Annotated in this window: 12 protein-coding genes; 4 read left to right on the top strand and 8 right to left on the bottom strand. The window is 69.8% G+C overall.

Annotated elements, in window-relative coordinates:
- Window position 1 precedes the first annotated feature (1 nt).
- Together MYSTI_RS14870 and MYSTI_RS14865 are read right to left on the bottom strand one after the other, a co-directional pair.
- Window positions 2–3,673 (bottom strand): UvrD-helicase domain-containing protein, encoded by a 3,672-nt coding sequence (locus MYSTI_RS14870; protein WP_015348586.1) that lies wholly within the window; start codon window positions 3,671–3,673, stop codon window positions 2–4.
- Window positions 3,670–6,909, bottom strand: a complete 3,240-nt coding sequence (locus MYSTI_RS14865; RefSeq protein WP_015348585.1) for a PD-(D/E)XK nuclease family protein — start codon at window positions 6,907–6,909, stop codon at window positions 3,670–3,672. The genes MYSTI_RS14870 and MYSTI_RS14865 overlap by 4 nt, the downstream gene beginning before the upstream one ends.
- A gap of 213 nt (window positions 6,910–7,122) precedes the next feature.
- Here MYSTI_RS14865 and MYSTI_RS14860 point away from each other — a divergent pair, with 213 nt between their 5' ends.
- Together MYSTI_RS14860 and MYSTI_RS14855 are read left to right on the top strand one after the other, a co-directional pair.
- Window positions 7,123–8,658: a hypothetical protein gene (locus MYSTI_RS14860; RefSeq protein WP_015348584.1), complete on the top strand. Its 1,536-nt coding sequence runs from the start codon at window positions 7,123–7,125 to the stop codon at window positions 8,656–8,658.
- On the top strand, window positions 8,655–10,391 hold the full coding sequence (locus MYSTI_RS14855; protein WP_015348583.1) for an Hsp70 family protein: 1,737 nt from the start codon (window positions 8,655–8,657) through the stop codon (window positions 10,389–10,391). Before MYSTI_RS14860 ends, MYSTI_RS14855 begins: the two co-directional genes overlap by 4 nt.
- Before the next feature lie 9 nt (window positions 10,392–10,400).
- Here MYSTI_RS14855 and MYSTI_RS14850 read toward each other — a convergent pair whose 3' ends face one another.
- The 3 genes from MYSTI_RS14850 to trxA form a co-directional block, all read right to left on the bottom strand.
- The gene (locus MYSTI_RS14850) at window positions 10,401–11,204 is read right to left on the bottom strand and encodes a GNAT family N-acetyltransferase (protein WP_015348582.1); all 804 of its coding nucleotides are present in this window, start codon (window positions 11,202–11,204) and stop codon (window positions 10,401–10,403) included.
- Between the two features lie 131 nt (window positions 11,205–11,335).
- The gene (locus tag MYSTI_RS44610) at window positions 11,336–12,721 is read right to left on the bottom strand and encodes an FHA domain-containing protein (RefSeq protein WP_015348581.1); all 1,386 of its coding nucleotides are present in this window, start codon (window positions 12,719–12,721) and stop codon (window positions 11,336–11,338) included.
- A gap of 3 nt (window positions 12,722–12,724) precedes the next feature.
- Window positions 12,725–15,031 carry a thioredoxin gene (gene trxA, locus MYSTI_RS14840; protein ID WP_015348580.1) on the bottom strand — a complete coding sequence of 769 codons (2,307 nt, stop codon included), beginning with the start codon at window positions 15,029–15,031 and terminating at the stop codon, window positions 12,725–12,727.
- 72 nt (window positions 15,032–15,103) lie between these two features.
- Between trxA and MYSTI_RS14835 the strand changes: the two genes are divergently transcribed.
- Window positions 15,104–16,021, top strand: a complete 918-nt coding sequence (locus tag MYSTI_RS14835; protein WP_015348579.1) for a phosphatase PAP2 family protein — start codon at window positions 15,104–15,106, stop codon at window positions 16,019–16,021.
- Here the strand turns inward: MYSTI_RS14835 and MYSTI_RS14830 are convergent.
- The 3 genes from MYSTI_RS14830 to MYSTI_RS14820 form a co-directional block, all read right to left on the bottom strand.
- A complete protein-coding gene (locus MYSTI_RS14830) occupies window positions 16,018–16,932 on the bottom strand; it encodes a metallophosphoesterase family protein (protein WP_015348578.1) in 915 nt (304 codons plus the stop codon). The genes MYSTI_RS14835 and MYSTI_RS14830 overlap by 4 nt on opposite strands.
- A 97-nt stretch (window positions 16,933–17,029) precedes the next feature.
- Window positions 17,030–19,969, bottom strand: coding sequence for a choice-of-anchor D domain-containing protein (locus tag MYSTI_RS14825; RefSeq protein WP_015348577.1), 2,940 nt, complete (start codon window positions 19,967–19,969; stop codon window positions 17,030–17,032).
- Between the two features lie 271 nt (window positions 19,970–20,240).
- Window positions 20,241–21,146 (bottom strand): DMT family transporter, encoded by a 906-nt coding sequence (locus MYSTI_RS14820; RefSeq protein WP_015348576.1) that lies wholly within the window; start codon window positions 21,144–21,146, stop codon window positions 20,241–20,243.
- A 178-nt stretch (window positions 21,147–21,324) separates the two neighbouring features.
- On the opposite strand from MYSTI_RS14820, the gene uvrA reads away from it, so the two are divergent.
- Entirely contained in the window at window positions 21,325–24,225 is a 2,901-nt protein-coding gene (gene uvrA / locus MYSTI_RS14815; protein ID WP_015348575.1) for an excinuclease ABC subunit UvrA, read from the top strand.
- The last annotated feature ends 44 nt before the right edge of the window (window positions 24,226–24,269 follow it).

The raw sequence follows: 24,269 nt of genomic DNA, 5'->3' as shown, positions 1-24,269 counted from the left end.
CTTAGCACGCGGAAGGGGCCGGGTGACAGTGTTCCGAAAAGCCACAATGCAGGGCCTGGCAGGTCGGCCTCTCACGTCCCGACCATGCGCCACGGACCTCCCCTCGGGCCAAGGCCCGAGCCGCCCCGGCGAGCCGTGCCGCCGCGTCCTCGAGCCCTTCCTCGTCCCCTCTCCACTCGGGCTCGGGCTTCGCCTCGGCGAGGAACACCACGCCCACACGCACGGGCACGCCCGGGCGCACCAGCCGTCGAGCCGCCAGCTCCAGCGCCGCCAGCTCATGCGTGTACGCGGCGGGCCCCAGCGGGTGTCGGCTACCCGACTTGTAGGCAATCAACACCGCCTCGCCGCGAGGTGACTCCCACAGAACATCCACCTCACCCTCCAGGGAGAGGTCTTCGTCCTCTTCGAGGGCGAGCGAGAACGACAGGCCGCGATGCACTCCTCGCGCGGGAGACTCCGCCAGCGCGAGCGCGAAGTCCGTGCGGAGGAAGCGCTCGACGGTGCCGAGGACCGCCTCCATGCCCTCCTCTTCGGGGAGCATCCCCGCCGTGCGCAGCAGGGACTCCAGATGCGCGCGGCGCTCCGTCACATCCACGTCACGTGCCGCGCACAGCCGCAGGTCCGCGCCGCGCAGCAGCTCGCGCACGAGTGCATCCGGACTCTTCGTGGGCATCCAGCCATCGGGCTCGACGAGGAGCGGCTCGGTCCGGGTGGGCGTCTCCCACGGCCACGCCGCGCCTCGCAGTCCGAGCCGGTGCACGTAGTGGAAGCGACGAGGACACAGGAGGAAGTCCTGCACCGCGCCCACCGGGACGCTGATGCGCCCAGGGGCCTCGCTCATCTCGAGCGAGCCGCCGCGCACGCGCAAGAGCGCGGCCTCCACGCGTGCCCCCGCGCGAGCCAGCACCTCGGGCCCCGGTGGCTCGGGGTCCGCGGGCGGAGGCAGGTCATCGACATCCACGTCCGTGACGAGCTCACGCGTGGCGACGTCCTCCAGCCGCGCGTCGACGAGATGCCACCACGAGTCCTTCCCCGAGCGAGGCTCTTCTCCGCCCGAGAGGATGAGCAAGTCCTTCGCGCGCGTGAGGGCCACGTAGAGCAGGCGGCGATACTCGGCGTCCTCGCGCGACTTGAGCTCCTGCTTCACCGCCTCGAAGCGGTTGGACGTGTAGCTCTCCACCGAGTCGGTCACCCACGGCCGCAGCGCGATGCCGTGTGAGCGCTCGAAGTGCGCACGCGCGGAGGTGCTCCGACGACGGCCGCCCATTCCCGGCACCACGACGACGGGCCACTCCAGGCCCTTGGCGCGGTGGATGGTGAGCAACTGCACCGCGCGAGGGTCTCCCGCGTCGAGCAGGTCCGCCTGGGCCTCGTTCGGAGTGGACTCGGCCAGCATCCGCAGCTCGCGCGCGAAGGCCACACAGCCGCCCGTGCCACGCTCGTCACGACGCGACGCGAGCGACAGCAGCTTCTCCACGTTGGCGCTCGCCTGCTCCGCGTAGGGAGAGCCCGCGAGCGCCTCGCGATATCCCGTCAGGTCCAGCGCGGCGAGCAGCAGCTCACGCACGCCCAGGCGGTCGCGCTCACGGCGCAGCGCGGGCAGCGCCGAGAGGAAGCCCTCCAGCCGCTCGCGGTCCTGCTCCGGAAGCGCCTCCAGCACCGAGGGGTCCGTCAGCCGAGGTGACGTCAACGACAGCGGCTGCTCTCCCGCGAGCTGGAACAGCGACGCGTCCGACAAGCCCACGAGCGGCGAACGCAGCACCGCCGCGAAGGCCAGCGAGTCCTCCGCGTCCGCGAGCAGCGACAACAACGAGGCCAGGTCCAGCACCTCCTGGGCGCCGTAGAAGCCTCGCCCTCGCAGCACGCGGTGTGGCACCCCATGGCGGATGAGCGCCTGCCGGTACACCTCCAGGTGCGTGAAGGTCCGGAACAACATCGCCACGTCGCCACCGCGCGCGGGACGCGCCCCTTCGCCCTCCTCCCGAGCCACCGAGGGCAGCGCGCCCGGAGCCAGGAGGATGCGCAGCCGCCGCGCCATGCAGTCCGCGTCCAGCCAGCGCAGGTCCCCCGCCGTCTCCTGCTCCTCCAGGTGCAGCCGCTCCACCACGGGGGCCTCCGTGAGCGACGCGCGGACCGGGGACAGGTCATCCTCCTCCGGGACGTAGATGACCTCGAACGGACGCGGCGCTTGGGAGTCCGCGGCCACCAGCATGCCCGCGAAGGCGTGGTTGAAGAACGACAACAGCCCCGGCACCGAGCGGCGGTTGTGCTGGAGGAAGCCTCGTGTCCCGCCCTCGTCCTCGACCTTCTTCGCGAGCCGCGAGAACACGGAGACGTCCGCGCCACGGAACTCGTAGATGGACTGCTTCCGGTCTCCCACCGCGCAGAGGAACGCGGGCTCCAAGGGCAGCGCGCTCACCAGGTCCGCGTCCGGCGTCAGCTCGCGGGGCCCTTCCTCTCTTCGCTCCGCGAGCAACAACACCAGCTCGAGCTGCAGCCGGTTGGTGTCCTGGAACTCGTCCACCAGCAGCGCGCCGACGCGCTCCTGCACCTGACGACGGAACTCGGGGTGGTCCCGCAGCAGGTCTCTCGCCTTCACCAGCAAGGACGTGAAGTCGAACACGTTGCGGCGCGAGAACTCCGCGTCGTGGCGGGTCTCCACGCGGCCGAGCAGCTCCCGGAAGGTCGCCTCGAAGGGCGCGGTGTGCCACGCGGCCCAGGCTTCGACCAGCATGCGCACCGTGCCGCCGCTCTTGGCCTTGTAGATGCGCCAGTACAGCTCACGCACGGGCCCCGCGGCGCCCTTGCTCAGTCGCGCGATGTTGCGGGTGTCCGTCGCGAAGCAGGCGCGCAGCCACGGGTAGCGGTCTCCCTTCTGGAAGTTCTCCGCCGTCATCCCGTGGAGCGCCTTCTCCAGCGCGCCCAGCAACGAGCCCCACTCGCTCTTCGCGTCCAGCGCCCGCGCGTCCGCGCACAACCGCAGGCACTCCGTCAGCGCCTCGTCGAACTCCTCGCGCGCCGCCGCCACATCCCCCACGGCGGCGGACGCGGCACGCAGGCCTTCCTCGCGCAGCTTGCCGTAGACCGACACGAGCGCGGCGACCAGCCCATCGGAGAAGCCCGAGCCCGAGAACCCCAGCTCCTGGCAGAGCTCGCGCACCTGCGCATCACCCGCCTCGAGTGCGTCCAACACCACGCGCTCGCACACGTCCTGCACGAGGCTGGAGGCTTCCAGCTCGTCCAACACCTCGAAGCTCGGGTCGATGCCCACCGCCGGGGGCGCTCGCCGCAGCAACTGACCGCAGAGCGAGTGGAACGTGCCCACCGTGGCCGAGTTCAGCTCCTCGCGGAGCTTCCGCCACACCTCCGGCAACGGGAAGGGCCGCTCCAGTCGCTCCAGCGACGCGCGCAGCTCCACTTCCTGGTCCAGCCGCGCCTCACCTTGCGCCAGTCCATCCAGACGCTGGCGCACCCGCGAGCGCATCTCCGCCGCGGCCTTGTCCGTGAACGTCAGCATGCACAGGCGCGCGGGACGCAGCGCGGCCCCTGCCTCGCGTGCTCCGGCCAGCAGGTGCAGCGTCATCGTCACCAGACTGTACGTCTTGCCGGCGCCCGCGCCCGCCATCAGCGCGAGGTTGCGCTCCAGCGCGAGGAGCGAAGGTTCCGTGCTCATCCGCCCTCCTCCGTCATCCGGCGCTCGGTGATGCGGCACACCGCGCGGAAGCCGCAGGTGCCGCAGTCCTGCGGCCTCGCGGCGAACTGGCCCTCGCGCAACGTGCGCACCAGCGACTCCACCGCGTTGGGGAGATTGCGCCCCCCTTCCTTCGCCGCCACCTTCGCGCGCACCTCCGGGTCCGTGGACAACAGCTCGTCCAGCTCCTGCGCGGGGATGACCTCCGACAGGTGGATGGTGTTGCCCGTGCGCAGCGAGAACCAGGCGGCCTCACGCGCATTCGCGTGCCCGCTCTCTCGCGCCGCGAAGAGGTACAGCGGCAACTGGAAGTCGGACGTGAGCAGCTTCTTCTTCAGCTCGTTCTTGTCCAGGCGCCCGGACTTGTAGTCGATGACGCCCACCTCCGAGCCCGACACGTCGAGCCGGTCGATCTTCCCCTCGAAGACGATGGCGTCCCCCTCGATGGGAAGGACGACGTGGCGCCAGCGGTCGTCCACCGCCGCGGGACCGAACTGGAGCTCGAAGCCCTCCGGCACCATCCGCTCGAAGGGCAGTCCGCGCCGCTCATCCACGAGGATGCGCCGAGCCATGGCCCGCGCGCGCTCATGCGCCAGCTTCCACAGCGCGGGATGCCCCACGTGGTGGAACTTCTCGAAGTGCGCGACCGCCGACTGGAGCGCGGCGTCCAGCACCTCCTCGGGAATCTCCTCCGGCGCCTTGCCCAAGAGCTGGTGCTGCTTGAGCGACTGGAAGACCTCCTCGACGACGCGGTGCCAGAAGGTGCCGCGCCCTCTCGCGTCGAACTCCTCTCCCGGACGGTCCGGCTCCGTCACCTTCAGCCCGTACGACAGGAAGCCCTGGAAGCCACAGTTGCCGAAGCGCGCGAGCGCGGACGCGGACAAGGGCCGCGTGAGGTCGAAACGGAACGCCTCACGCAGGGACTCGCGCAGCGTGTTCCCATCCACCGAGCCGGTGTACTTCCCGGGCTTCCGGTTCGGGTCTCCGAAGAAGACCAGCCGCTCCACCTCGACGAGCGACAGCTCTCGCGCGCCCGAGTACCAAGCCTCCTTGTCGAAGTGACGCTTGAGCAAGGGCGCCGCCGCGTCGGGCTCGGTGACCCGCAGCTTGGGTTGCGCGAGCGCCTCCAACGCCACGCAGCGGCGCAGCTCGGACTCCGTCAGCACCTCGTCCAACGGAGGAATGGGCGGCAGCGAGCGCGGCGTCCACTTCAGCGCGGTGAGCCTCCGCACCTCCTCGAGGAACGAGGACGGCACCTGCTCCTGGCCTCCCGCGCCCTCCATCGCGAAGGACAGACTCAGCGTCTCCTCCGCCGCGGCGAGCGCACTGGCGAAGAGCAGCCGGTCCTCGGTGAGCCGCCACGGCGCGCGGTCCTCGAACTCGCCGCCCGTCAGACGGAACACGTCCCGCCCCAGGTGCTTGTTGAGCGCCGAGCGCTCCGCGTCCCCCAACAGCGGCGAAGGCGCATCACGCCCGGGGAAGCGCCCCTCCGTGAGCCCCGCGAGGAAGAGATGGCGGAAGGAGCGTCCAGGCACCTCGGCCGCTTCGAGCACCTCCACCGCCGCGCCTCGGGGGCCTCGGGCCGGCAGATAGGCTTCCGCCATGGCGTCGCGCAGCCAGCGCCCGAAAGTCCGCCGCCGCAACACGGGGCCTCCCCCCACCGCCTTCAACGTCCGCAGGAGCATCTGGACGCGAGACCGGAGCGCCTCGCGAGCGGCGTCATCTCGCGCACGCGCATCCAAGGCCCTCGCCGCCAGACCACCGTCCTCGCGCGCCTCGAGCACGCCCTCCGAGTTCGAGAACCCGAGGTGGACCGCCACCTGCCACCACGCGGTCAGCAGCTCCTCGACGGTCCCCTCCGCGGGAATGCGACGGCACGCGCCAATCAGCAGCGCACAGCGTTCGCGCAACACCCGCACCGCGTGGATGCGCTCGTGGCCGTCCTTCTTCTGCGCCCCCTGCAGCGCCTGGAGTCTTCGCGCGAGCCCATCCAGACGCACCTCATAGGCCCCCTTCCCGCGCTGCGCACCCAGCCGGTCATCCCGCACGGCCGCCAGGGCGAAGAGGCTCGCGGGAGACTCCGGCCCCCCGTGAGACAGCGTGTGGGCGTAGCGACTGCCCACGAGCTCCGCGACACGCTCCGCGGGGAAGCCGTCCTCCACCAGCAGAGGCAGCTCCAACGCCAATCGCACCGGCCCCGCCAATGCGAGAGGCTCACCCCAGGGCAGGCGCACGGGCACCCCCAGCTCGCCCAGCGACTCCGCCAGCCACCCGGCCTCCGGGCCCAGCTCGCGATAGGCGATCGCGATGTCCGACGGCGACGCGCCTTCCGCGATGAGCCTGCGGACATCTCGCGCCACCAGCCGGGCCTCGTCGCGCGCCGTCGCGGCGCTCCACACGCGCGGCTGCGGCTGAGCGTCCTTCAGCGCATCTCGCGGCGCCCGGGGCGAGAAGGCGAATCGCCCCAGGTCGATGAACGGCCGGGACTCGAAGGTGACGTCCGCCTTGAAGAGGTCCACGTGCGGCATGGACTCGCCCCGGTTCTCGAAGGCTCGGAACAGCGAGGCCAGCGCCGCGTCCGCCACGGGCGAGCCACCCACGGGCGTCTCCACTCGAAGCGCCACGCGCCGCGACTCACACGCCGCCGCCAACGCCAGGAGCAGCTCGAGGCCCGAGGGGCGCACGTCATAGACACCATGGAGGACCAGCGCCCCCACGCCGTCCCAACCCACCGGCCACGCGCCCCGGCCGAGCGCCTCGCGCGCGCCGCGCATCACGTCCTCGCGGTCCGCGAAGCCCAGCTCCGCCAGCTTCTGCTCGTAGAAGTGGTAGAGCCGCGCGAGCACTCGCATGTGCTTCTGCCGCTCGGGCGGGAGGACCTCCACCGCGTCCTGCAGCTCGCGCGGAGACAAGCGCCCCGCCTTCAAGTCGAGCACCACCTCCAGCGCGGCGCGCGCGAACGCGGGCTCGCGGACGTAGTCTCCGAAGGGCGTACTCCCCAGCTGTGCCCCCAGCGACGCCATCACCGCACGGGCGCCCACCGCGGGACATGGGCGGCGGTTCAGCTCACGCGCGCCTCCCAGGACATGGAGCAGCTCCTCCCATGTGAGCAGGTCCGTCCCCATCGACAAGCCCCGAGGGTTCCTCTCGGCGCGCAACGCCGCCTGACGCCGGCTGGCGTCGGGGAACACATGGAGGGTGCGGAGAGAACGGGCCATGAACGCGTGGATTCTAGAACGACCGAGCGGGTCACTTTCATGCTCCATTCCGCGCCCGCCGCCCAGTGTGTTCGCGAGCCTGCTGCCCTGCCCGCCGGATTCACGCGATTGGCATGTGAGTCGGGCTTTTCATTGACTCCCAGCGCGGGGCATGGCCAGGCCCTCCGTCGAGATTCTCTCCCGCCCAGTCGCCAGTGTAGCGTGCAGGCATTCATGACACTGGAAGAGGCCTGGGGGGAGCTGGGTGTGGAGGCGGGAACCGCGCCCGACCTCGCGCGCAGGGCGTATCTGCGAGTGCTGAAGACACGCAAGCCGGAGGTGGACCCTCAGGGGTTCGCCCGGCTGCGAGAAGCCTATGAGCGGGTCAAGGCCGCGCTCGAGGGGACCGAAGCCCCTCGCACCCACTCCGAGCCAGAGGCCAGCACCGCGCAGCCGCCTCCGCCGCAGCGCCCCCAGAGCGCGGACCAGCGGCTCGATGCCTTCCGAGCGCGGTTCAGCACGCTCCCCTCGGATGCGCCGCTCGACGCCCCGGTCCAGATTGCCCGCGAGGCCGTCGCGGCCCTCCCCGAAGCCGCGGAAGCCCGGCACTGGCTCATCAAGTCGCTGCTGGCCGCGAAACAGGAGGCCGAGGCGACTCAAGCCTTCCGGGACGCCGCCAACCAAGGGCATCCGGAGTTCCTCGTCGGCCTCGCCCAGGTCTTCCCGCACGCGTTGACGGGAGCCGAGCTCCAGTTGCTCGGGACGATGGTCGACCCGCCCTTCCTGTGGAAGCTCGCCGACGAGCTGGGCACCCGCGATGCGTGGGCACAGGCGGGCCAGGTGGCACTCCTGGCACTCGCCTCGCTGAAGGACCATCCGGAAGACCCTCCGCCCCAGCCCACCTGGATCCTGGGCTTCCTCCTGCACCTGCACATGAACGGCCAGCCCGTCGAGGCCCGCACGTTCCAGCGGCGCTACGCCGACTGGTTGAAGGCCGAGGGACTCGATGAGGCCTTCGAGAAGCAGGACGAGGCCTGGCTCTGGACGCTGGTTCTCGAGCTGGGGACGCTGAGCGACGACTTCCCCAACGGCGTGCGCAGGCTCCTCGCCCATTCGGTGATCAACGGCAGCATCGAGAACGCGCGCGAGCACCTGCGGGCCTATCGCCGGCGTGAGCCGGAACGCACCGCGGAGGCCCTCGAGCAGCTTCGAGCCCACTGCCCCTTGTTCTCCGCCGCGATGGGCGAGCGCTTCGTGGGCACCGGCACACCGTCCCTTCTTCAGCGACTTCACATTCAAGCCCCCTCCGCCGAACAACACCCCGGTGGAGAGGCCCGTCCCGTCGCACCGGCGACCCATGCGGCGGCGGCGCGGAAGTACACCTGGTACGTCATCCTCGGCCTCATCGCCCTGTTGATGCTCGCCGTCGGAGTGGAAGTCATCGGCGGGTCGACTCCCGACAGACCTCCACCGTCACGACTGGAGCACGCCACCACCGCGCGCGCGGAGGCCCGGGTGCTGTGCGAGGAGACTCCAGACGCGGAGACGAAGCCCCCCTGCTCGAAGCTCTTCGAGCTCATCTCCTCGGCCGAGTCAGGAACCTGCGCCGTGGTCTCGACGAACTACCTGCGGCTTCGCATCGCGGTGGAGGAGATGACCACGCGAAGCCCCGCCGACATTCAAGTCGCCACGGCGCGACGGCTCCGGCGGAACCACGCGCAAACCCGTCTTGAAACAGCGCTCCGAGAGCTCTGTCCCCAAAGCCTATGAGCCCCTCCACTCCGTCTCCCATCCTGGGCATCGACCTGGGCACGACCTACTCCCTCGTGTCTGTCTTCAGGAACGGCCACCCGGTCATCATCCCCAATGCGCTCGGCGAGTTCCTGACACCCAGCGCCGTCGCGCTCGATGACCACGGGAACATGCTGGTCGGCGCGGCGGCACGGGCTCGCGCGGTCCTCCACCCCGAGCAGGCCGCCTTCGCCTTCAAGCGCGACATGGGCACCTCACGGACCTATCGACTGGGGAGCCGCGACTACTCACCCCAAGAACTCTCCGCGCTGATTCTCTCGTCGCTCAAGCGCGATGCGGAGGCCTTCCTCGGGCGGCCCGTCGAAGAGGCGGTCATCACCGTCCCCGCCTACTTCGGTGACCCGCAGCGACAGGCCACCAAGGACGCGGGCGCCATCGCCGGCCTCGAGGTGGAGCGCATCATCAACGAGCCCACCGCGGCGGCGCTCGCCTATGGCTTGCACGAGCGGCAGCGGGAGATGAAGGCCGTCGTGTTGGACCTCGGCGGCGGGACGTTCGACGTCACGGTGTTGGAGATCATCGAAGGCGTGGTCGAGATTCAATCCTCGGCCGGAGACGCACGGCTCGGTGGAGAGGACTTCGACACCCTCCTGGCGCGCCACCTCGCGCTGCAACTGCGTCACGCGAAGAGCGTGGACCTGGAAGCCCATCCCCCCGGCTGGGCTCGGATGCGGGAGGCGTGCGAAGCGGCCAAGCGACGGCTGTCCCAGACGGACCGCACCGTCATCGTGCTCCCCGAGCTTCCCGTGGGTGAAGGGCGCAAGGTCGACTTCGAGTTCTCGCTCACGCGAGAGGAAGCCGAACACGCCTGGGCCCCGGCGCTCGAGCGGCTGCGAGGCCCCATCCATCAGGCCTTGCAGGATGCCTCGCTCAAGGCCTCCGACATCGACGAGGTCCTGCTCGTCGGTGGTTCGACGCGCATGCCCGTGGTGACCGGCTTCGCGACGCAAGTCTTTGGACGGCTGCCCTTGCGCAAGCTGCCCCCGGACGAAGCCGTCGCCATGGGCGCGGCGGTGCAAGCGGCGATGAAGGCTGGAGACCAGGCCGTGGATGACCTGGTCGTCACGGACGTGGCCCCGTTCACGCTGGGGGTGAGCACCGCCGCCCAGCAAGGCCACCGGCGCATCACCGGCATCTTCAGCCCCATCCTGGAGCGAGGCACCGTCATCCCCGCGAGCCGCGTGGAGCGCTACTGGACGGCCGGCGACTTCCAGCGGGAGATCCGGCTGGAGGTCTACCAAGGCGAGCATGCGCAGTGCAGCGACAACGTGAAGCTGGGCGAGTACGCGTTCAGCGGATTGGCCCCCGCGCCCGCGGGTGAGCAGTCCATCGACGTGCGCTTCACGTATGACCTCAATGGCATCCTCGAGGTGGAGATCACCGTCGTCGCCACGGGCCGCAAGGAGTCCTTCGTCATCGAGCAGCGTCCCGGCAAGCTCACACCCGCGCAGATCGAGGAAGCGCGGCGAGCCATGTCCGCGCTGAAGCTCCACCCCCAGGACGCGCTGCCCAACACGACGGCCCTGGCTCGCGCGGATGCGTTGCACGTCCAGCTCACGGGCTTGCCTCGCGAGGAGCTGGCGTCAGCCATCGCCTCGTTCCGGCTGGCGCTCCAGAGTCAGCGGCCCGAGCTCATCACCGCCGCGAGGGACCACCTCACGGCGCTCGTGATGCGCCTGCGCGAGCGGTGAGTCCTGGCCTCAGAAGTCCAGGACCATCTCGAACTGCGTGAGCGGTGACTGCGCGAAACCCGCGCCGAGGAAGAATCGCTCACACAGCCCCTCCGGGATGATGGCACTCGCCACCACCGTCTTCCCGGGGTGCGCGGCGGCCAGGGCTCGCAGCAATCCGCGGCCCGCGCCCTGCCCTCGCGACGACGACTCCACCACCAGCGACCGCAATCCCAACACGGGCGCGGAGACATCCGCCACCACCGCGCGGGCAGGGCCACAGCGGAAGGCTCTGGCGGGCAAGGACAACCCTCGCACCGTGGCCGCGTCGAGCTGCCAGGGCAGCCCGTCCGGCAACAGCTTCGCGCACTCGCTCAGGTCTGTTTCTTCCAGCACACCGGGCTCCGGCGCGGGCGCCCCCGTGAAGCCCACCAGCCGCCGCGTCTTCCGGAAGCCCAGTCGCTCATAGAGCTTCACCGCGGAGGTGTTCTGCTCGATGACCTCCAACACCATCCGCGAGTCTCCGCGCGCTCGCGCCTCCTCCATCAGCGGACGCAGCATCGCGCCCCCCAATCCCTGGCCGCGATGACGGGGGATGATGCCCATGCCCGCGACCCGGCTGACGCGTCCGCGCCGCGCCATCAACACGAGCCCCGCGGACTCACCGGACACCTTCACGACCCGGCTCTCCATCAGCGAGATGTGCTCGCTTCGCACCCTCGCATCGAAGGCCGACGGCGCATCGGGAACCGGGACGAAGTACCCCTCGAACGAGCGGGCGAACAACGTCGACAACGACAGGAATGGCAGCTCGGCGGCGCGTACGAGTTCCATGGGAATCGCCCCTCAACCGTGAAGCGCCCGGCCCATTCCGCACCTTCGTGGATGCCGACAGGTGCCAGGACCTTCGCGCGACCGCCTCCACCGTCACGGTGGACGATGGAGGCAGTGCGACGACGTGAAGCTCAGGTCGTCAGCGAGAAGGTGATGCGGATACCGCCCAGCAGGTACTCCTCACCGTCGGACACCTGCCGACGGGAGATGCGCGCGTTGTCGAACCAGGTTCCGTTCGAGGACTTGAGGTCCTCGATGAACACGTGGGTCCCATCCCGCGACACCACCGCGTGCTCACGCGACACCCGGGCGGACTTCACCATCAGGTCGGCGCTGGGCCCACGGCCCAGGATGAAGCGCTCCTTCGCGACGACCACGGGCTCCCCTTCGTCGAGCTTGACGGTCACCTTCAGCTCCGGCTTGGCCTGAACGATGATCGTCTTGTCCGGCTTCGGATTCACCGGGGCCGGAACCTTGCGGTCCTCGGTGATGGGGTCCTCGTCATCCAGCATCGCCGGCTCACCCGAAGCCGACGCCGCTGCGTCCGTGTCGGGCGGCTCTCCGTCATCCAGCAACGCGGGCTCGCTCGACGCCGCGACTTCGTCGGAGTCCGCGCCTTCGTCGTCTCCCGCCGAAGCCTCCTCGTCGTCGGAGTCTTCGTCGTCCGAGGTTTCGCCGGTCGAGGCCTCCTCCTCCGCATCCGCTTCGTCCGAGGAGTCCTCGTCGTCCGCATCCGCTTCGTCCGAAGCGTCCTCGTCGTCCGAGTCCTCGGCCTCGTCGGAGTCTTCGTCGTCCGAATCCGCTTCGTCCGAGGAGTCCTCCTCGTCCTCATCTTCGTCTTCGTCTTCGTCTTCGTCGGAGTCGTCGTCCGAGTCCTCGTCGGCGGCCTTCGGCTCCACGGCCTCCACCATCCGGTCGACGTCACTCACGACGTCCCGGACGCGGACCGCGACGGCCTCCCGGAGCGCCTCCACATCGACGGGCGGCTTCTCCTCGGCCTCTTCTTCTTCCGACTCTTCGGACTCGGCGGGAGCCTTGGCGCTGGCGGAAGCGTCCTCCTCCAGCTCCTCCGGCACGCCTTCGTGCTCGCCCGTCCGCGGCTCCTCCTCTTCGTCCTCCTCCACCTCATCCACCGCGACGGGTGCGGGAGCAGGGACAGGCGCGGCGCGAGCAACCACCTTCTCTTCCACGTCGCGAACCAGCTCCTGCACGCGTGCGGCGACCTCCACGGCGGGCGTGCTCTCGACGATGGCGGGCGTCGCCTCGACCAGTGCCTTCGCCACCACCACGGGGGCGGCCACCACGACTGGCGCCTCTCGCGTCACCACCGGCGCCTGCGACGAGGCCGCCTCCGCGAGGTTCACCTGCGTGGTCTGGATGAATCCAAACTGCCGCGCGAGCGCGAAGATGGCCTGGTTGACCAGGACATCCTTGTCCACGCCCATCTCCCGACTCATGGCCTCCAGGGCATTCCAGAGCGGGTCCGCGACTTCGACCTTTCGAGGAGTGCGATTCATGGTTCAGCTCCCCCTCAGGTTGTCCTGCCAGGGTGAAACATTGTCACTGTCCGCCAGCCAATAGAACATCGCCTGCGTCTCACTGTAGTGCTGCTCGACGATGCCCACGAGCTGCGGGTGGACCGCGTCGATGGCCACTCCCTCGAAATCGAAGCTCGCGGCCCCCGAGGCCTTCGCTCCACGTCCACCCGTCACGCGGCGATCTCTCGCGCGCCACAGGCGCTGACTCGACATGCCCGCCGCATGGCCGAAGTTCTCCGGAGACGCGACCTTCTTGGGCATCACCAGCTTCGACTCACCACACGCCCACAGCAGCCAGGTGAGCGCGCTCCAATCCGCGCGGGCAAAGCGAATCAGGTCCGGCAACCCCACGCCGGCCACCGCCAGGCTCTCGTCCACGGAGACGGAGTCCTCGCCCACGTCCACCTCTTCCTCCAGCAGTTCCACCGGCCCCTCGGGGAGCAGCGCGGACAGGTCCGGCGGCATCCACGGCATCGACACCCCGGCCTTGAAGCGGCCCTGGAGCTCGGTGCGGATCTTCTGCAACCGCGTGGCGTACTTCTGGACGACTCGCTGGATGGCGCTGAGCGGCTGCGCGGGCGCCTCCGGCAGGTTGTTGTAGGTCGAGTGCGGCGTCTCCTTCGCCGGCCAGAAGTCGAACACGGGGAACAGGCCCCGCGTGTAGGACCGGAGGAAGTCCGCCGTGTCGGGCTCCACCTTCGCGAGGCCCTCCGCGTCCTTCAGCGCGTGCGCGTCCAGCCCCATGTTCAACAGGATGAGGCCGCGCGTGAACAGGTACTCCGCGCGCTCCGGCGCCAGCAGCATCGCCGCGTTGATGAAGTCCAAGGCCGCCCGAGGCTTGTCCGACTGGTCCAGCAACACCGCGCAGCCGCGCAGCAGCATGGCCACGTCGCCGCCGCGCACCAGCGCGCCCGCCAGGGCCGCCCAGGAGTTGCTCGCGTTCTCCAGCACCTCGCCCGCCGTGCCTCGCGCGTTCCGCGGCGTCCTCGGCAGGGCCACGCGCTCCAGCAACTCGAGCATCGGCGCCACCTGCTGGTCGCTCGCCACCGCGCGCGCCATGGCCAGCACCGCCTCCCGGTGCTTGCGCTCCTTCAGGCACGTCTCCGCGTACTCGCGCCACGCCGACGCGGGCCGAGGCAGATGCGAGAGGACCTGTGACTCGCTCAGCGCGTCCTCGAACTGCGCGACGCCCAGGTCCCGCGAGAGCAACACCGCGCGGTCCGCGTCCAGCAGCGTCCAGACATCACACGCCTCGCCCTGGTCGAAGCGTCCCTCGTCGAACCGCACGGCGGGGTCCAGGTACTCATCCTTCGCCAGCGAGCGATACCGCCCCTGGCGCGAGCCATCCACGTACTCGCCCTCCCAGAGCAGCTCGCCCTCCGGAAGCCAGAAGCGCGACAGCCCATGGCGCTCGCCCGCGACGTCCAGGTTGACGTGCGACCACTGGTTCATGTCCTCGCGGTACTCCGCCTCCAGCGGGACGTTCTGGGGCCGGTCCGGGTACGGCTCGCCCGTCGTCGGGACGACGCGGCGGTCCTGGCCGTCGTAGTGCTTCACGCCCACCACGCGGCCGTGCTCGTACGTCATCACCGTCTTGCGGATGGCCGTGGAGACGCCGTTCTCGTGCATGCGCTCCGTCGTGTACTTGTCGGAGGCGTACCAGGTGCGCGGCCCGTGGAGGTCGCCCCTCACGAACTCGCCGTCCTGCGAGACCTCGCCGCTCTCGTGGAAGCGCTTGAAGGGGCCGTGCGGCTTGTCGTTCTCGAAGAGGCACTCGTTGCAGAGCGTGCCGTCCGCGCGCCAGTACTTGTAGGGCCCCTGCTTGCGCCCCTTGGCGTCCTTCCCACCGTGGACCCACTCGCTGTCGCCCGCATCCCACTCCGCCTCGGGATGGACACCCGGCGGGACGATGCCCTGCTCGGTGAGCTTCTTGTTCTCCTCGGCGCGCTTCACCGCGTCCACGTCCACCGACTTCAGCGACTTGACCAGCGCATCCAGCCGGCCCGCCGGCATCGCTCCGCTCGAGCGATGAACCACGACGCCGCCCTTGAAGGCCATGAGCGTGGGGATGGACTGGACCTCGAAGCGGCCCGCCAGGTCCTGCTCCGCTTCCGTGTCGACCTTGCCGAAGACGACGTCGGGATGCTTCTGCGCGGTGGCGGCGAAGATGGGCGCGAAGTTCCGGCACGGACCACACCACTCCGCCCAGAAGTCCACCAGGACCAACCCCGGGGCGCCGGTGGTCTGCTCGAAAGACTCGGCCGTCAAGTCGACGGGGTGCTCGCTCACGTTGATTCCTCGGATGACAATGGGAGTCGCTTGCTTGTAGTCAAACCCTTCGCCCCGCGCCAGCGGAGCCCTATGCTGCGTGACGTGCGCACGCTCATACCGTCCCTTGCACTTTCCCTCCTGGTCGCTCTCGTCCCGGCAACGCCGGCCCTGGCCCAGTCCCCCGACGACGCGCCGAAGCTCCATGAGCTGCGCTTCGACTGGGCCCGGGACGGCATCATCACCGGCACTTCCGCTGTCCTCTGGATTTCCAGCGAAGCACTCTTCAAGGAGGACCTGGCCCCCGCGGAGTGCCGCTGGTGTGACCGGGCGCCGGACGGCACCGACAGGCTCAATCGCCTGGACCGCTGGGGCCGAGGACTGGCCGGGGACACCGACGCGTCCCGTCACCGCGCGGCCACCTGGAGCAACATCCTGGGCTTCGGCGCGGTGCCGCTGGGGGTGATGGGCGCGCAGTTCGCGCTCGTCCGCTCCTCGAAGGCCCCCGACCGCTTCTTCGCCGAGGACGCCACCATCATCCTCGAGAGCACGATGCTCGCCATCCTGGCCAACCAGGCGGTGAAGTTCATCGCCGGCCGCGAGCGCCCCTTCGTCCACGTCCTGTCCGCGGACCAGAAGCCCCTCACGGAGCAGCCCAGCGACAACAACCTGTCTTTCTACAGCGGCCACACCAGCCTCGCCTTCTCGCTGGTGGTGTCCGCCGGCACGGTGGCCGCGCTGCGAGGCTACGAGCACCAGGAATGGATCTGGGCCGTGGGCCTTCCGCTCGCCGCCTCCGTGGGCCTGCTGCGCATGGGCGCGGACAAGCACTACCTCACCGACGTGGCCATGGGCGCGATTCTCGGCTCGGCCTTCGGCGTGGCCATCCCCCTGCTGATGCACGGACGCCAGCAGGCGGTGACCTCCTCCGAGTCCAGCACCTCGCCCACCGCCACGCGCTGGAAGCCCGTGGTCGGCGCGCGCATGGCGGGCATCTCGGGCGTCTTCTAGACGGGCGCCGTCACCGTGGCGCCGCCCTCCTCCGACTCCACCGAGGGCACCGGCAGCGACGCCATGTCCCAGCGCTGGCCCAGCGTCCAGGCCACTTGTCCCGTGACGCCCCACCCCGCACGCACCGCCGTGCGGCCCTCGTACTCCAGCCAGAACACGGACTCCTCCGGACGGGTGGCCTGGTCCAGGCATGCGATGCGCGTCGCCGGGCGCCCCACCCCCTCCAGCGTCACCGCGAAGGCCTTGTGCGAGTGCCCGCACAACATCCACCGCGGCAGCACCGTGTCCACCAGCTTTCGCGTCACTGGGTTGCCAATCCAATACGATGGCAAGGGCCGGGGCGGCGTGGGGTTCTCCTCGCGCGCGCGCTGGACGATGCCGCGCGGCCACTCATGGACGAGCATCAGGTCCATGTCCCGCAGCGGCATCACCCGCTCCACCTCGGCCGCGCGGAAGTACCCCGCCTGCTTCATCAGGTCCTGGGTGATGGGGCGCCGCAGGGGCTGCTCGATGAAGCGCGGGGCGTGGATGCCGGACAGGTAGGCCACCCGGAGCCCGCACAGCTCCCGCGAGCCGGAACGCCCCAGGTACGTCACCCCGGGCGCCAGCTCGCCTCCGTCCTGGAAGTCGTGCAGCGCCTCGAAGTCCTCGTTGTTGCCGCCGATGAAGTAGAGCGGCCGCTTCACGCGGCGGATGCCGTCCGCGTACTCGGCGAACTCGGCGGGCATGGTGCGCTTGGCGGCCTTGCGCCGGTGGTCATCCGCGCGGCGGAATGCCTCCACGTCGCCCACCGCCAGCACCATCCCCACGGGCCGGCCACGTGCCTGTTCCAGCGCGTCCAACCACGTCTCCACGCGGTGGAAGCGACCGTGGATGTCACCCAAGGCAGCAACCAGGAGGGGCTCCGGCATCGCGCCCGAAAGGTTGCCCTCCCGCCCCAGGGCTGTCGAGCCATCCTTCCCGTGGGGGATGGATGGCTGACAGAAAGGCCACAGTCCCGGAAGGCCCCTAGTTGCAGCCCAGCGGGTACGTCACCTCCACCCACGTCCCCGGTGCGGGCGCCGCGTCGCGCTCGAAGATGACGCTGTTGGTCGCGGCGTCGTACTCCCACCCCGTCGTCACCAGCACCCCGTCCACCGTGACGACGATGCGCGCCGTGTCCGCGGGCACCTGGGTGAGGGGGAACTTGCGGTTGGGGCCGAAGGCGCTGTTGGAGAGCTTCTCCAGCGAGGCGGCCCAGTTCGGCGTGCAGATGCTCTCCACCACGCCGCCCGTCGCCTGCGCGAGCTGGATGTAGCGGCTGCCGGAGCTGCTCGACGTGGGGCAGGTGGCCAGGTCCATGGGGCCGACGATGGCGTTGATGCTCAGCTTCGTCTTGTCGTTGCCCTTCAGCGCCAGGAAGTACGTCTCGTAGAAGGACACCGGCTGCGCGCTGAAGTCCTCTTCATCCGAGAGGAAGATGATGGCCAGCTTCGCGTCCGGCCGCAGGAAGCCCCCGTTGCCGTCGTTGGGCTGCTGCGTGCGGGTGTCGTCCTGGTTGTAGAGCAGCGGGTCCGACAGGGCGCGGTGCGCCGCGTCCAGGCCCTGCTCGTTCCAATGACACACACCGACCTTCGTGTTGTCCGCGAAGACGCCCGCGGCGTTGGCCGTGGCCGGAGTGATGATGCGGGGCCGGGAGTTGTCCACGGGGAACAGGCGCCCGTTCTCACCGCCCTGCGCGCCGCCGGGGCACTCGGACCAACCGCCGGGCGACGACTCCAGCCCCGTCGTCGTCACGCCGATGCGGTAGTCCACCGACGACGCGGTGGCCGCGCTCAGGAAGGCCGCGAAGTTCTGCCCCAGGCTCTGCTGCTCCTCCATCATCGACCCGGAGTTGTCCACGACGAAGAGCACGTCCACCTTCGCCTTCGACTCCTGGAGGAAGCGGTCCGTCTGCTCCGCCTTCGTCGCGCCCTTGCCCAGGAGGCCCGCCGTGTACTCGGAGCCGTCCTCCAGACGGAAGCGCAGCGCCGCGGCGTCAATCCCATCGTCCACGGGCTCATAGCGGGCCGTCAGCTTCACGCGAGCCCCCGGCGCCAGCTGCGACGGGAAGGCATTCATCGGCCCCACCTGGAACTCGGTGCCCGTCTGCTCCAGCGCCATCCCCGCGACCTGCACCGGGCCGACACAGTCGTTGATGGCCAGGAGCTCCCGCGTGCGCGGGCCGCACGCCAGCTTGGTGAGGCCGAAGTCCACCGTGGTGGGCTGTATCGCGAAGCAGCCCCGCACCCCCTCCCCCGAGAGCGCCACCAGCGGATGGCCCTGCGTCGGGTGGTTCACCCACGCCTCCGCGAGCCCCTCGAAGGGGCCCTCCGCATCCGGCTTGAAGCGCACCACCAGCGTCGTCTTCGCGCCGGGCAGCAGCACGCCATTGCGCACCGTCCGCGACGTGAAGGACGGAGCCGAGCCCGTGGCCAGCTGCATGGACGCCAGGTAGCACGGCTGCGTGCCGGTGTTGCGCAGCACCAGGCCCATGGACACCTCCGCGCCCACGGGCACCTTGCCGAAGCGCAGGTGCTCGGGAAGCTGGAACTGGCAGGGCTGGAACACGCGGCCCGTGCCCTTGAGCCCCACCGCCTCCGTCGACAGCGTGCCGCCCGAGCGCACCGTGACGGCGAGCTGGCCGGTGCTGGCGCGCGCCGTCCCCGTGCGAGGACTGAAGGTGATGCCCACGTAGGAGGACTGCCCTGGAGGCACCGTCACGCTGGCCGGCGCCTGCGCCAGCGTGAAGTAACCGCCCTGCGCCGTGTCCAGCCGCAGGTTGTTGACCAGCACGCTGTCCCGGCAGCGATTCACGACCTCCACCGAGCGCGTCGCCGTCATCCCTTCCGCCACCACGCCGAAGTCCAGCTCGCGAGGGAGCACCGACACACACGACGTGCCGCCCTCGCCGACCAGGGACACCTTGGGGCCCGGCGCGCTGGAGCCCTGCTCATGCACGCCCACCTCCACCCGCCCCTCGCCCGCCCGTCCCAGCGCCGTGGGCAAGAAGGCCACGCGCACCTCCACCACCGCCCCTGGCTCCAGCGCGCCTCCGGACACGACCGGCGTGCTCACCACCCGGTACACGTTCCCCGGGTTGTCCTGCAGCACCACCCCCGACCAGCGCAGCGGCAGGTTGCCCTGGTTGCGCACGGTGATGGACTGCTCGGCGCTGGCCCCCAGCGCCACCCGCCCGAAGTCCAGCCGCAGCGGCGTCACCTCCAGCTTGGACGCCACGCCCGTGCCCCGCAGCGGCACCACCGCGGGCTCACACCCCTCGCACACCGCCACGCGCAGCTCCGCCGAGGCCGAGCCCAACCGCTTGGGCGCGAAGGCCACGGACACCACCCGCGACTCCCCAGGCGCCAGCATCTCCGCCTCGCCGCGCTCCGCGGTGAACTGGTCCGCGTCCGTGCCCTGCAGGGACAGCTCCAACGGAGACTCCACGTCCGACGGATTGCGCACCGTCACCTGCCGCATCTCCACCAGCCCCATCGCCACGTTGCCGAAGTCGAGCTCCGTCTCGGGCACCTCGACGAAGGCCTTCACACCCCGGCCCAGCACCGGCACATCCCCCCGCGAGTCCGCGTCCGTGATGAGCTCCAGCGAGCCCTGCACCGGCCCCTCCACGTCGGGCTTGAAGAGCACCTCGATTTCGCGCTCCCCACCGCCGCTCAAGGTGAAGGGCGCGAAGGACGGCACCGTCACATTGGGGATGCTGGAGACAGCACCCTCCACGCGGTACGAGGCCCGGCCTCCGTTGGTCACCCTCAGCTTGAGGCTCTTGGTGCGGCCCACGGCGGCGGCGCCGAAGTCGATGGCCTCCGGGTTCACCACGAAGGCGCTCCGCGCGCGCTGGGACGACGGGGGCTCGCAACCCGACACCAACACCCACGCCACCCACGCCACCCAATACAGACGTCTCATTCCTGCCTCCCCACGACACCCCGGGCCCGGGTTCCACGCGGCCTCGCACCGCGCGATTCCGGCGGAGGGGGCGCCTCTGCAACCCGGGTGCCCGAATGCAGGCGGCGACACGCGTCCGCCGGACAACAGGGCAAGTCGTGGGGCTCCCTGAGAAACGAGTTTCCCTGTGTGGGAACAACATTTCCCAGGAGGCAGGTGGGACTGAAATTCCTTCAGGAATGCCAGGAGGCGGGCAGGACAAACTACCCGCAACTCGCGGGTGAGAAAGTCTTCACGTCGTGGGGCGGGAGCTCACGGGGCGCATGCGCTCCAGCACGCCCGTTCCCCAGAGGACACCCAGCATGCACACCAGGGCGCCGGTGACGGCCAGGGGGGAGACGGCTTCATCCAGGAGCGCCGTGCCCATCACCCAGGAGAAGACGGGCGTCAACTGCGTGGCGACGCCGCCGGCCAGCACGGTGACGTAGTTGAAGGCATACGTGAAGGTCATCTGCGCCACCACGGAGGTCAGCCCCACGCCCAGCAGGGGAAGAACAACATCCCAGCCGAGCGGCCTCCAGTCGCGCAGCGCGAAGGGCAGGCTGAACAGGAGCCCGAAGAAGCAGAACGAGAGGTAGACGGAGGCCGCGTCCGACTCGTTGCGCAGCGCGCGCACCACGACGACGGCCGCGCCGCCCAGCACCGCCGAGCCCAGGCCCGCCCAGGCGCCCAAGCCCATGGTCAGCGACGCGCCCTCGGAGAAGGTGCTCCACATCACCAGCCCCGCGCCCACCGTGGTGAGCACCAGCCCCGCCAGCAGCGTGCCCGTCACGCGCTCGCCCAGGAACAGCCACCCGATGATGGCCGCGTAGATGGGCCAGCTCGCGTTGAGCATCACCGCGGGCCCCACCGTCATCTGGTCGATGGCCATGAAGTAGAGGTACACGGCGGCGCCGCCGAAGACGCCGCGCAGCGCCCACAGGTGCATCCGGCCGAAGCGGGGCTTGCGCCGCAACATCGGGAAGTAGAACGCCAGGAAGAGCAGGCCGATGAAGAAGCGCCCGGACGCCACCTGCCCCGTGGACAGGCGGCCAGCGAGCAGACGGGCACACAGCGCCATCACCGCGAACAACACGCTCGAGAAGATGAGCAGTGGCGTGCCGCGGTAGCGCACGGGGAGGACCCAGCGGGGTGTCATGGAAGGCGCCCCTGTATCGGAATCCCGGCGCCACCTCCAGTGACGCCCGGTTGGCGTCTCCCGCTCCCACCCTGGAAGGGAGTGTGGGAGCGACGTCGCGCGTTGACGAGGTTCCACCCACCGTCCCGAGTTTTCCCACTACCGGAACGTCCATTCAGTGGTAAGCAGCCCGCCCATCATGTCCGAGCCCGACGTCATTTCCCTCCGAGGCGCCAAGGAGCACAACCTCAAGAACGTCTCCCTGGACATCCCCAAGAAGAAGCTGGTCGTCTTCACGGGGGTCTCCGGCTCCGGCAAGAGCTCGCTCGCCTTCGACACGCTCTACGCCGAGGGGCAGCGCCGCTACGTCGAGAGCCTGTCCGCCTATGCCCGGCAGTTCCTCGGGCAGATGGAGAAGCCCAAGTACGACACCATCCGGGGCCTGTCGCCCACCATCTCCATCGAGCAGAAGGCGGCCAGCAACAACCCGCGCTCGACGGTGGGCACCGTCACGGAGGTGCACGACTACCTGCGCGTGCTCTACGCCTCCATCGGCGTGCAGCACTGCCCCAACTGCGGGCGCAAGGTGGGCAAGCAGAGCGCGCAGCAGATTGTCGACGAAATCCTCAAGATGCCCGCTGGCAGCAAGGTCCAGGTGCTGGCGCCGCTCGTCAGCAACCGAAAGGGCGAGCACAAGGACCTGCTGACGGAGGCGCAGAAGCGCGGCTTCTCCCGCGCGCGCATCGACGGGAAGCTCAAGAGCCTGGAGGAGCGCGTCGAGCTGGACAAGAAGACCAAGCACGACATCGAGCTGGTCATCGACCGGCTCGTGCTCAAGGCGGACATCAAGACGCGGCTCACCGACTCCGTGGAGACGGCGCTGCGCGAGGGCAAGGGCACCCTCATCATCACCGACGAGACGGGCGCCGCGACGGCGGACCGGGTGATGAGCGAGCTCAACGCGTGCCCCTCCTGCGGCGTGTCGTTCGGAGACCTGACGCCCGCGTCGTTCTCCTTCAACAACCCGCTGGGCATGTGCACCGACTGCAACGGCCTGGGCACCCGGCCGGAGATGGACCCGGACCTCATCGTCCCGGACACCTCGCGCAGCATCCGCGACGGCGCCATCGAGCCGTGGGCCAGCGGCATGAATCGCGGCGAGGGCTGGACGGCGGACTTCGTGGAGAGCCTGGCCAAGGCGTTCAAGATTGATTTGGACGTGCCGTACGCGAAGCTGTCCAAGCGCGAGCGCGACACGCTGATGAACGGCGCCAACGGCAAGAGCTTCAACATCCAGTGGGGCGAGGGCGGCAACTACAAGGTCGAGTGGGAGGGCCTGGTCGAGCGCTTGATGCGCAACTTCAAGACGACCACGTCCGAGGCCCGGCGCACCGAGCTGCAGAAGTACTTCAGTGACAAGCCCTGCCCCACGTGCAAGGGCGAGCGCCTGCGCCCGGAGAGCCGCGCGGTGAAGGTGCATGGCCACTCCATCGTGGCGCTGAGCCGTTTGACCATCGCGGACGCGCTGGCCTTCCTGGGTGCGATGGCGCTGTCCGAGCACGAGCGGAAGATCGCCACCGAGCTGCTGAAGGAGATTCGCAGCCGCCTGTCCTTCCTGGTGGACGTGGGCCTGGGCTACCTGATGCTGGACCGCACCGCGTCCACGCTGTCGGGCGGTGAGAGCCAGCGCATCCGGTTGGCGTCGCAGATGGGCAGCGAGCTGACGGGCGTCATCTACATCCTCGACGAGCCCTCCATCGGCCTGCACCAGCGCGACAACGGCAAGCTGCTGACCACGCTCAAGCGCCTGAGGGACCTGGGCAACTCCGTCATCGTCGTGGAGCACGACGAGGAGACGATGGAGGAGGCGGACTGGCTGGTGGACTTCGGCCCGGGCGCTGGAGAGCTGGGCGGCCAGGTGGTGTCCCAGGGCACGCCCAAGCAGGTGATGGCGGACGAGAACAGCGTGACGGGGGGCTACCTGTCCGGCCGCCTGGAGATTGAAATCCCCGAGCAGCGCCGCGCGCCCAACCCCAAGCACCAATTGGTGATTCAAGGGGCGAAGGAGAACAACCTGCGCGACGTGGACGCGGTGATTCCGCTGGGCATCTTCACCGCCGTCACCGGCGTGTCCGGCGCCGGCAAGTCCACGCTCATCAACGAGATCCTCTTCCCCGCGCTGGCCCGGCACCTGTACGAGAGCCGCGAGGCCCCCGGCAAGCACAAGGCCGTGCTGGGCGTGGAGCACCTGGACAAGGTCATCGACATCGACCAGCGGCCCATCGGCCGCACGCCGCGCAGCAACCCCGCCACGTACACGAAGCTGTTCGACACCATCCGCGACGTGTTCGCGCTGACGCCGGAGGCCCGCGCGTTCGGCTATGGCCCGGGGCGCTTCAGCTTCAACGTGAAGGGCGGCCGGTGCGAGGCGTGCGAGGGCGACGGCGTCAAGCTGGTGGAGATGCACTTCCTGGCGGACGTGTACGTGCCCTGCGAGGTGTGCGGCGGCAAGCGCTTCAACGAGGCGACGCTGCGCGTGCGCTACAAGGGGAAGAACATCGCGGAGACGCTGGACATGAGCGTGCGCGAGGCGATGGAGCACTTCAGCGCGCACAAGGACATCATGCGCGTGCTCCAGACGCTGAGCGACGTGGGCCTGGGCTACATCCGCCTGGGACAGCCCTCCCCCACCCTGTCCGGCGGCGAGGCCCAGCGCATCAAGCTGGCGCGAGAGCTGGCGCGCGTGGCCACCGGCCGCACGCTCTACATCCTGGATGAGCCCACCACCGGCCTGCACTTCGAGGACATCCGCAAGCTGCTGTCCGTGCTCAACCGGCTGGTGGCCGCGGGCAACAGCGTGCTCGTCATCGAGCACAACCTGGATGTCATCAAGAGCGCGGACTGGCTCATCGACATGGGGCCCGAGGGCGGCGCCGGCGGAGGCCAGGTGATGGCCGTGGGCACGCCGGAGAGCGTCGCCAAGGTGGTCGGCAGCCACACGGGCCGCTACCTGGCGCACGTGCTGGGCAAGTCACGGCGCGCGCGCGTGGGCAAGCGCGTGGATGGACCCGCGCCGCTGGCGAATGGCGCGCTGCGCTGACAGTCCGGCCCGTCCAAAACATGGAGCGGGGGGCGGGGGTGCCT

Source organism: Myxococcus stipitatus DSM 14675 (assembly GCF_000331735.1).
Taxonomy (GTDB): Bacteria; Myxococcota; Myxococcia; order Myxococcales; family Myxococcaceae; genus Myxococcus; species Myxococcus stipitatus.
Note: the sequence above shows the minus strand (reverse complement) of the source record. Positions and strands in the feature narration are given on the sequence as shown.

Excerpts from the sequence above, each read along its gene's own strand:
- MYSTI_RS14870 (WP_015348586.1), bottom strand. The coding sequence starts at position 3,673 with ATGAGCACGGAACCTTCGCTCCTCGCGCTGGAGCGCAACCTCGCGCTG.
- MYSTI_RS14865 (WP_015348585.1), bottom strand. The coding sequence starts at position 6,909 with ATGGCCCGTTCTCTCCGCACCCTCCATGTGTTCCCCGACGCCAGCCGG.
- MYSTI_RS14860 (WP_015348584.1), top strand. The coding sequence starts at position 7,123 with ATGACACTGGAAGAGGCCTGGGGGGAGCTGGGTGTGGAGGCGGGAACC.
- MYSTI_RS14855 (WP_015348583.1), top strand. The coding sequence starts at position 8,655 with ATGAGCCCCTCCACTCCGTCTCCCATCCTGGGCATCGACCTGGGCACG.
- MYSTI_RS14850 (WP_015348582.1), bottom strand. The coding sequence starts at position 11,204 with ATGGAACTCGTACGCGCCGCCGAGCTGCCATTCCTGTCGTTGTCGACG.
- MYSTI_RS44610 (WP_015348581.1), bottom strand. The coding sequence starts at position 12,721 with ATGAATCGCACTCCTCGAAAGGTCGAAGTCGCGGACCCGCTCTGGAAT.
- MYSTI_RS14835 (WP_015348579.1), top strand. The coding sequence starts at position 15,104 with ATGCTGCGTGACGTGCGCACGCTCATACCGTCCCTTGCACTTTCCCTC.
- MYSTI_RS14830 (WP_015348578.1), bottom strand. The coding sequence starts at position 16,932 with ATGCCGGAGCCCCTCCTGGTTGCTGCCTTGGGTGACATCCACGGTCGC.
- MYSTI_RS14825 (WP_015348577.1), bottom strand. The coding sequence starts at position 19,969 with ATGAGACGTCTGTATTGGGTGGCGTGGGTGGCGTGGGTGTTGGTGTCG.
- MYSTI_RS14820 (WP_015348576.1), bottom strand. The coding sequence starts at position 21,146 with ATGACACCCCGCTGGGTCCTCCCCGTGCGCTACCGCGGCACGCCACTG.
- uvrA (WP_015348575.1), top strand. The coding sequence starts at position 21,325 with ATGTCCGAGCCCGACGTCATTTCCCTCCGAGGCGCCAAGGAGCACAAC.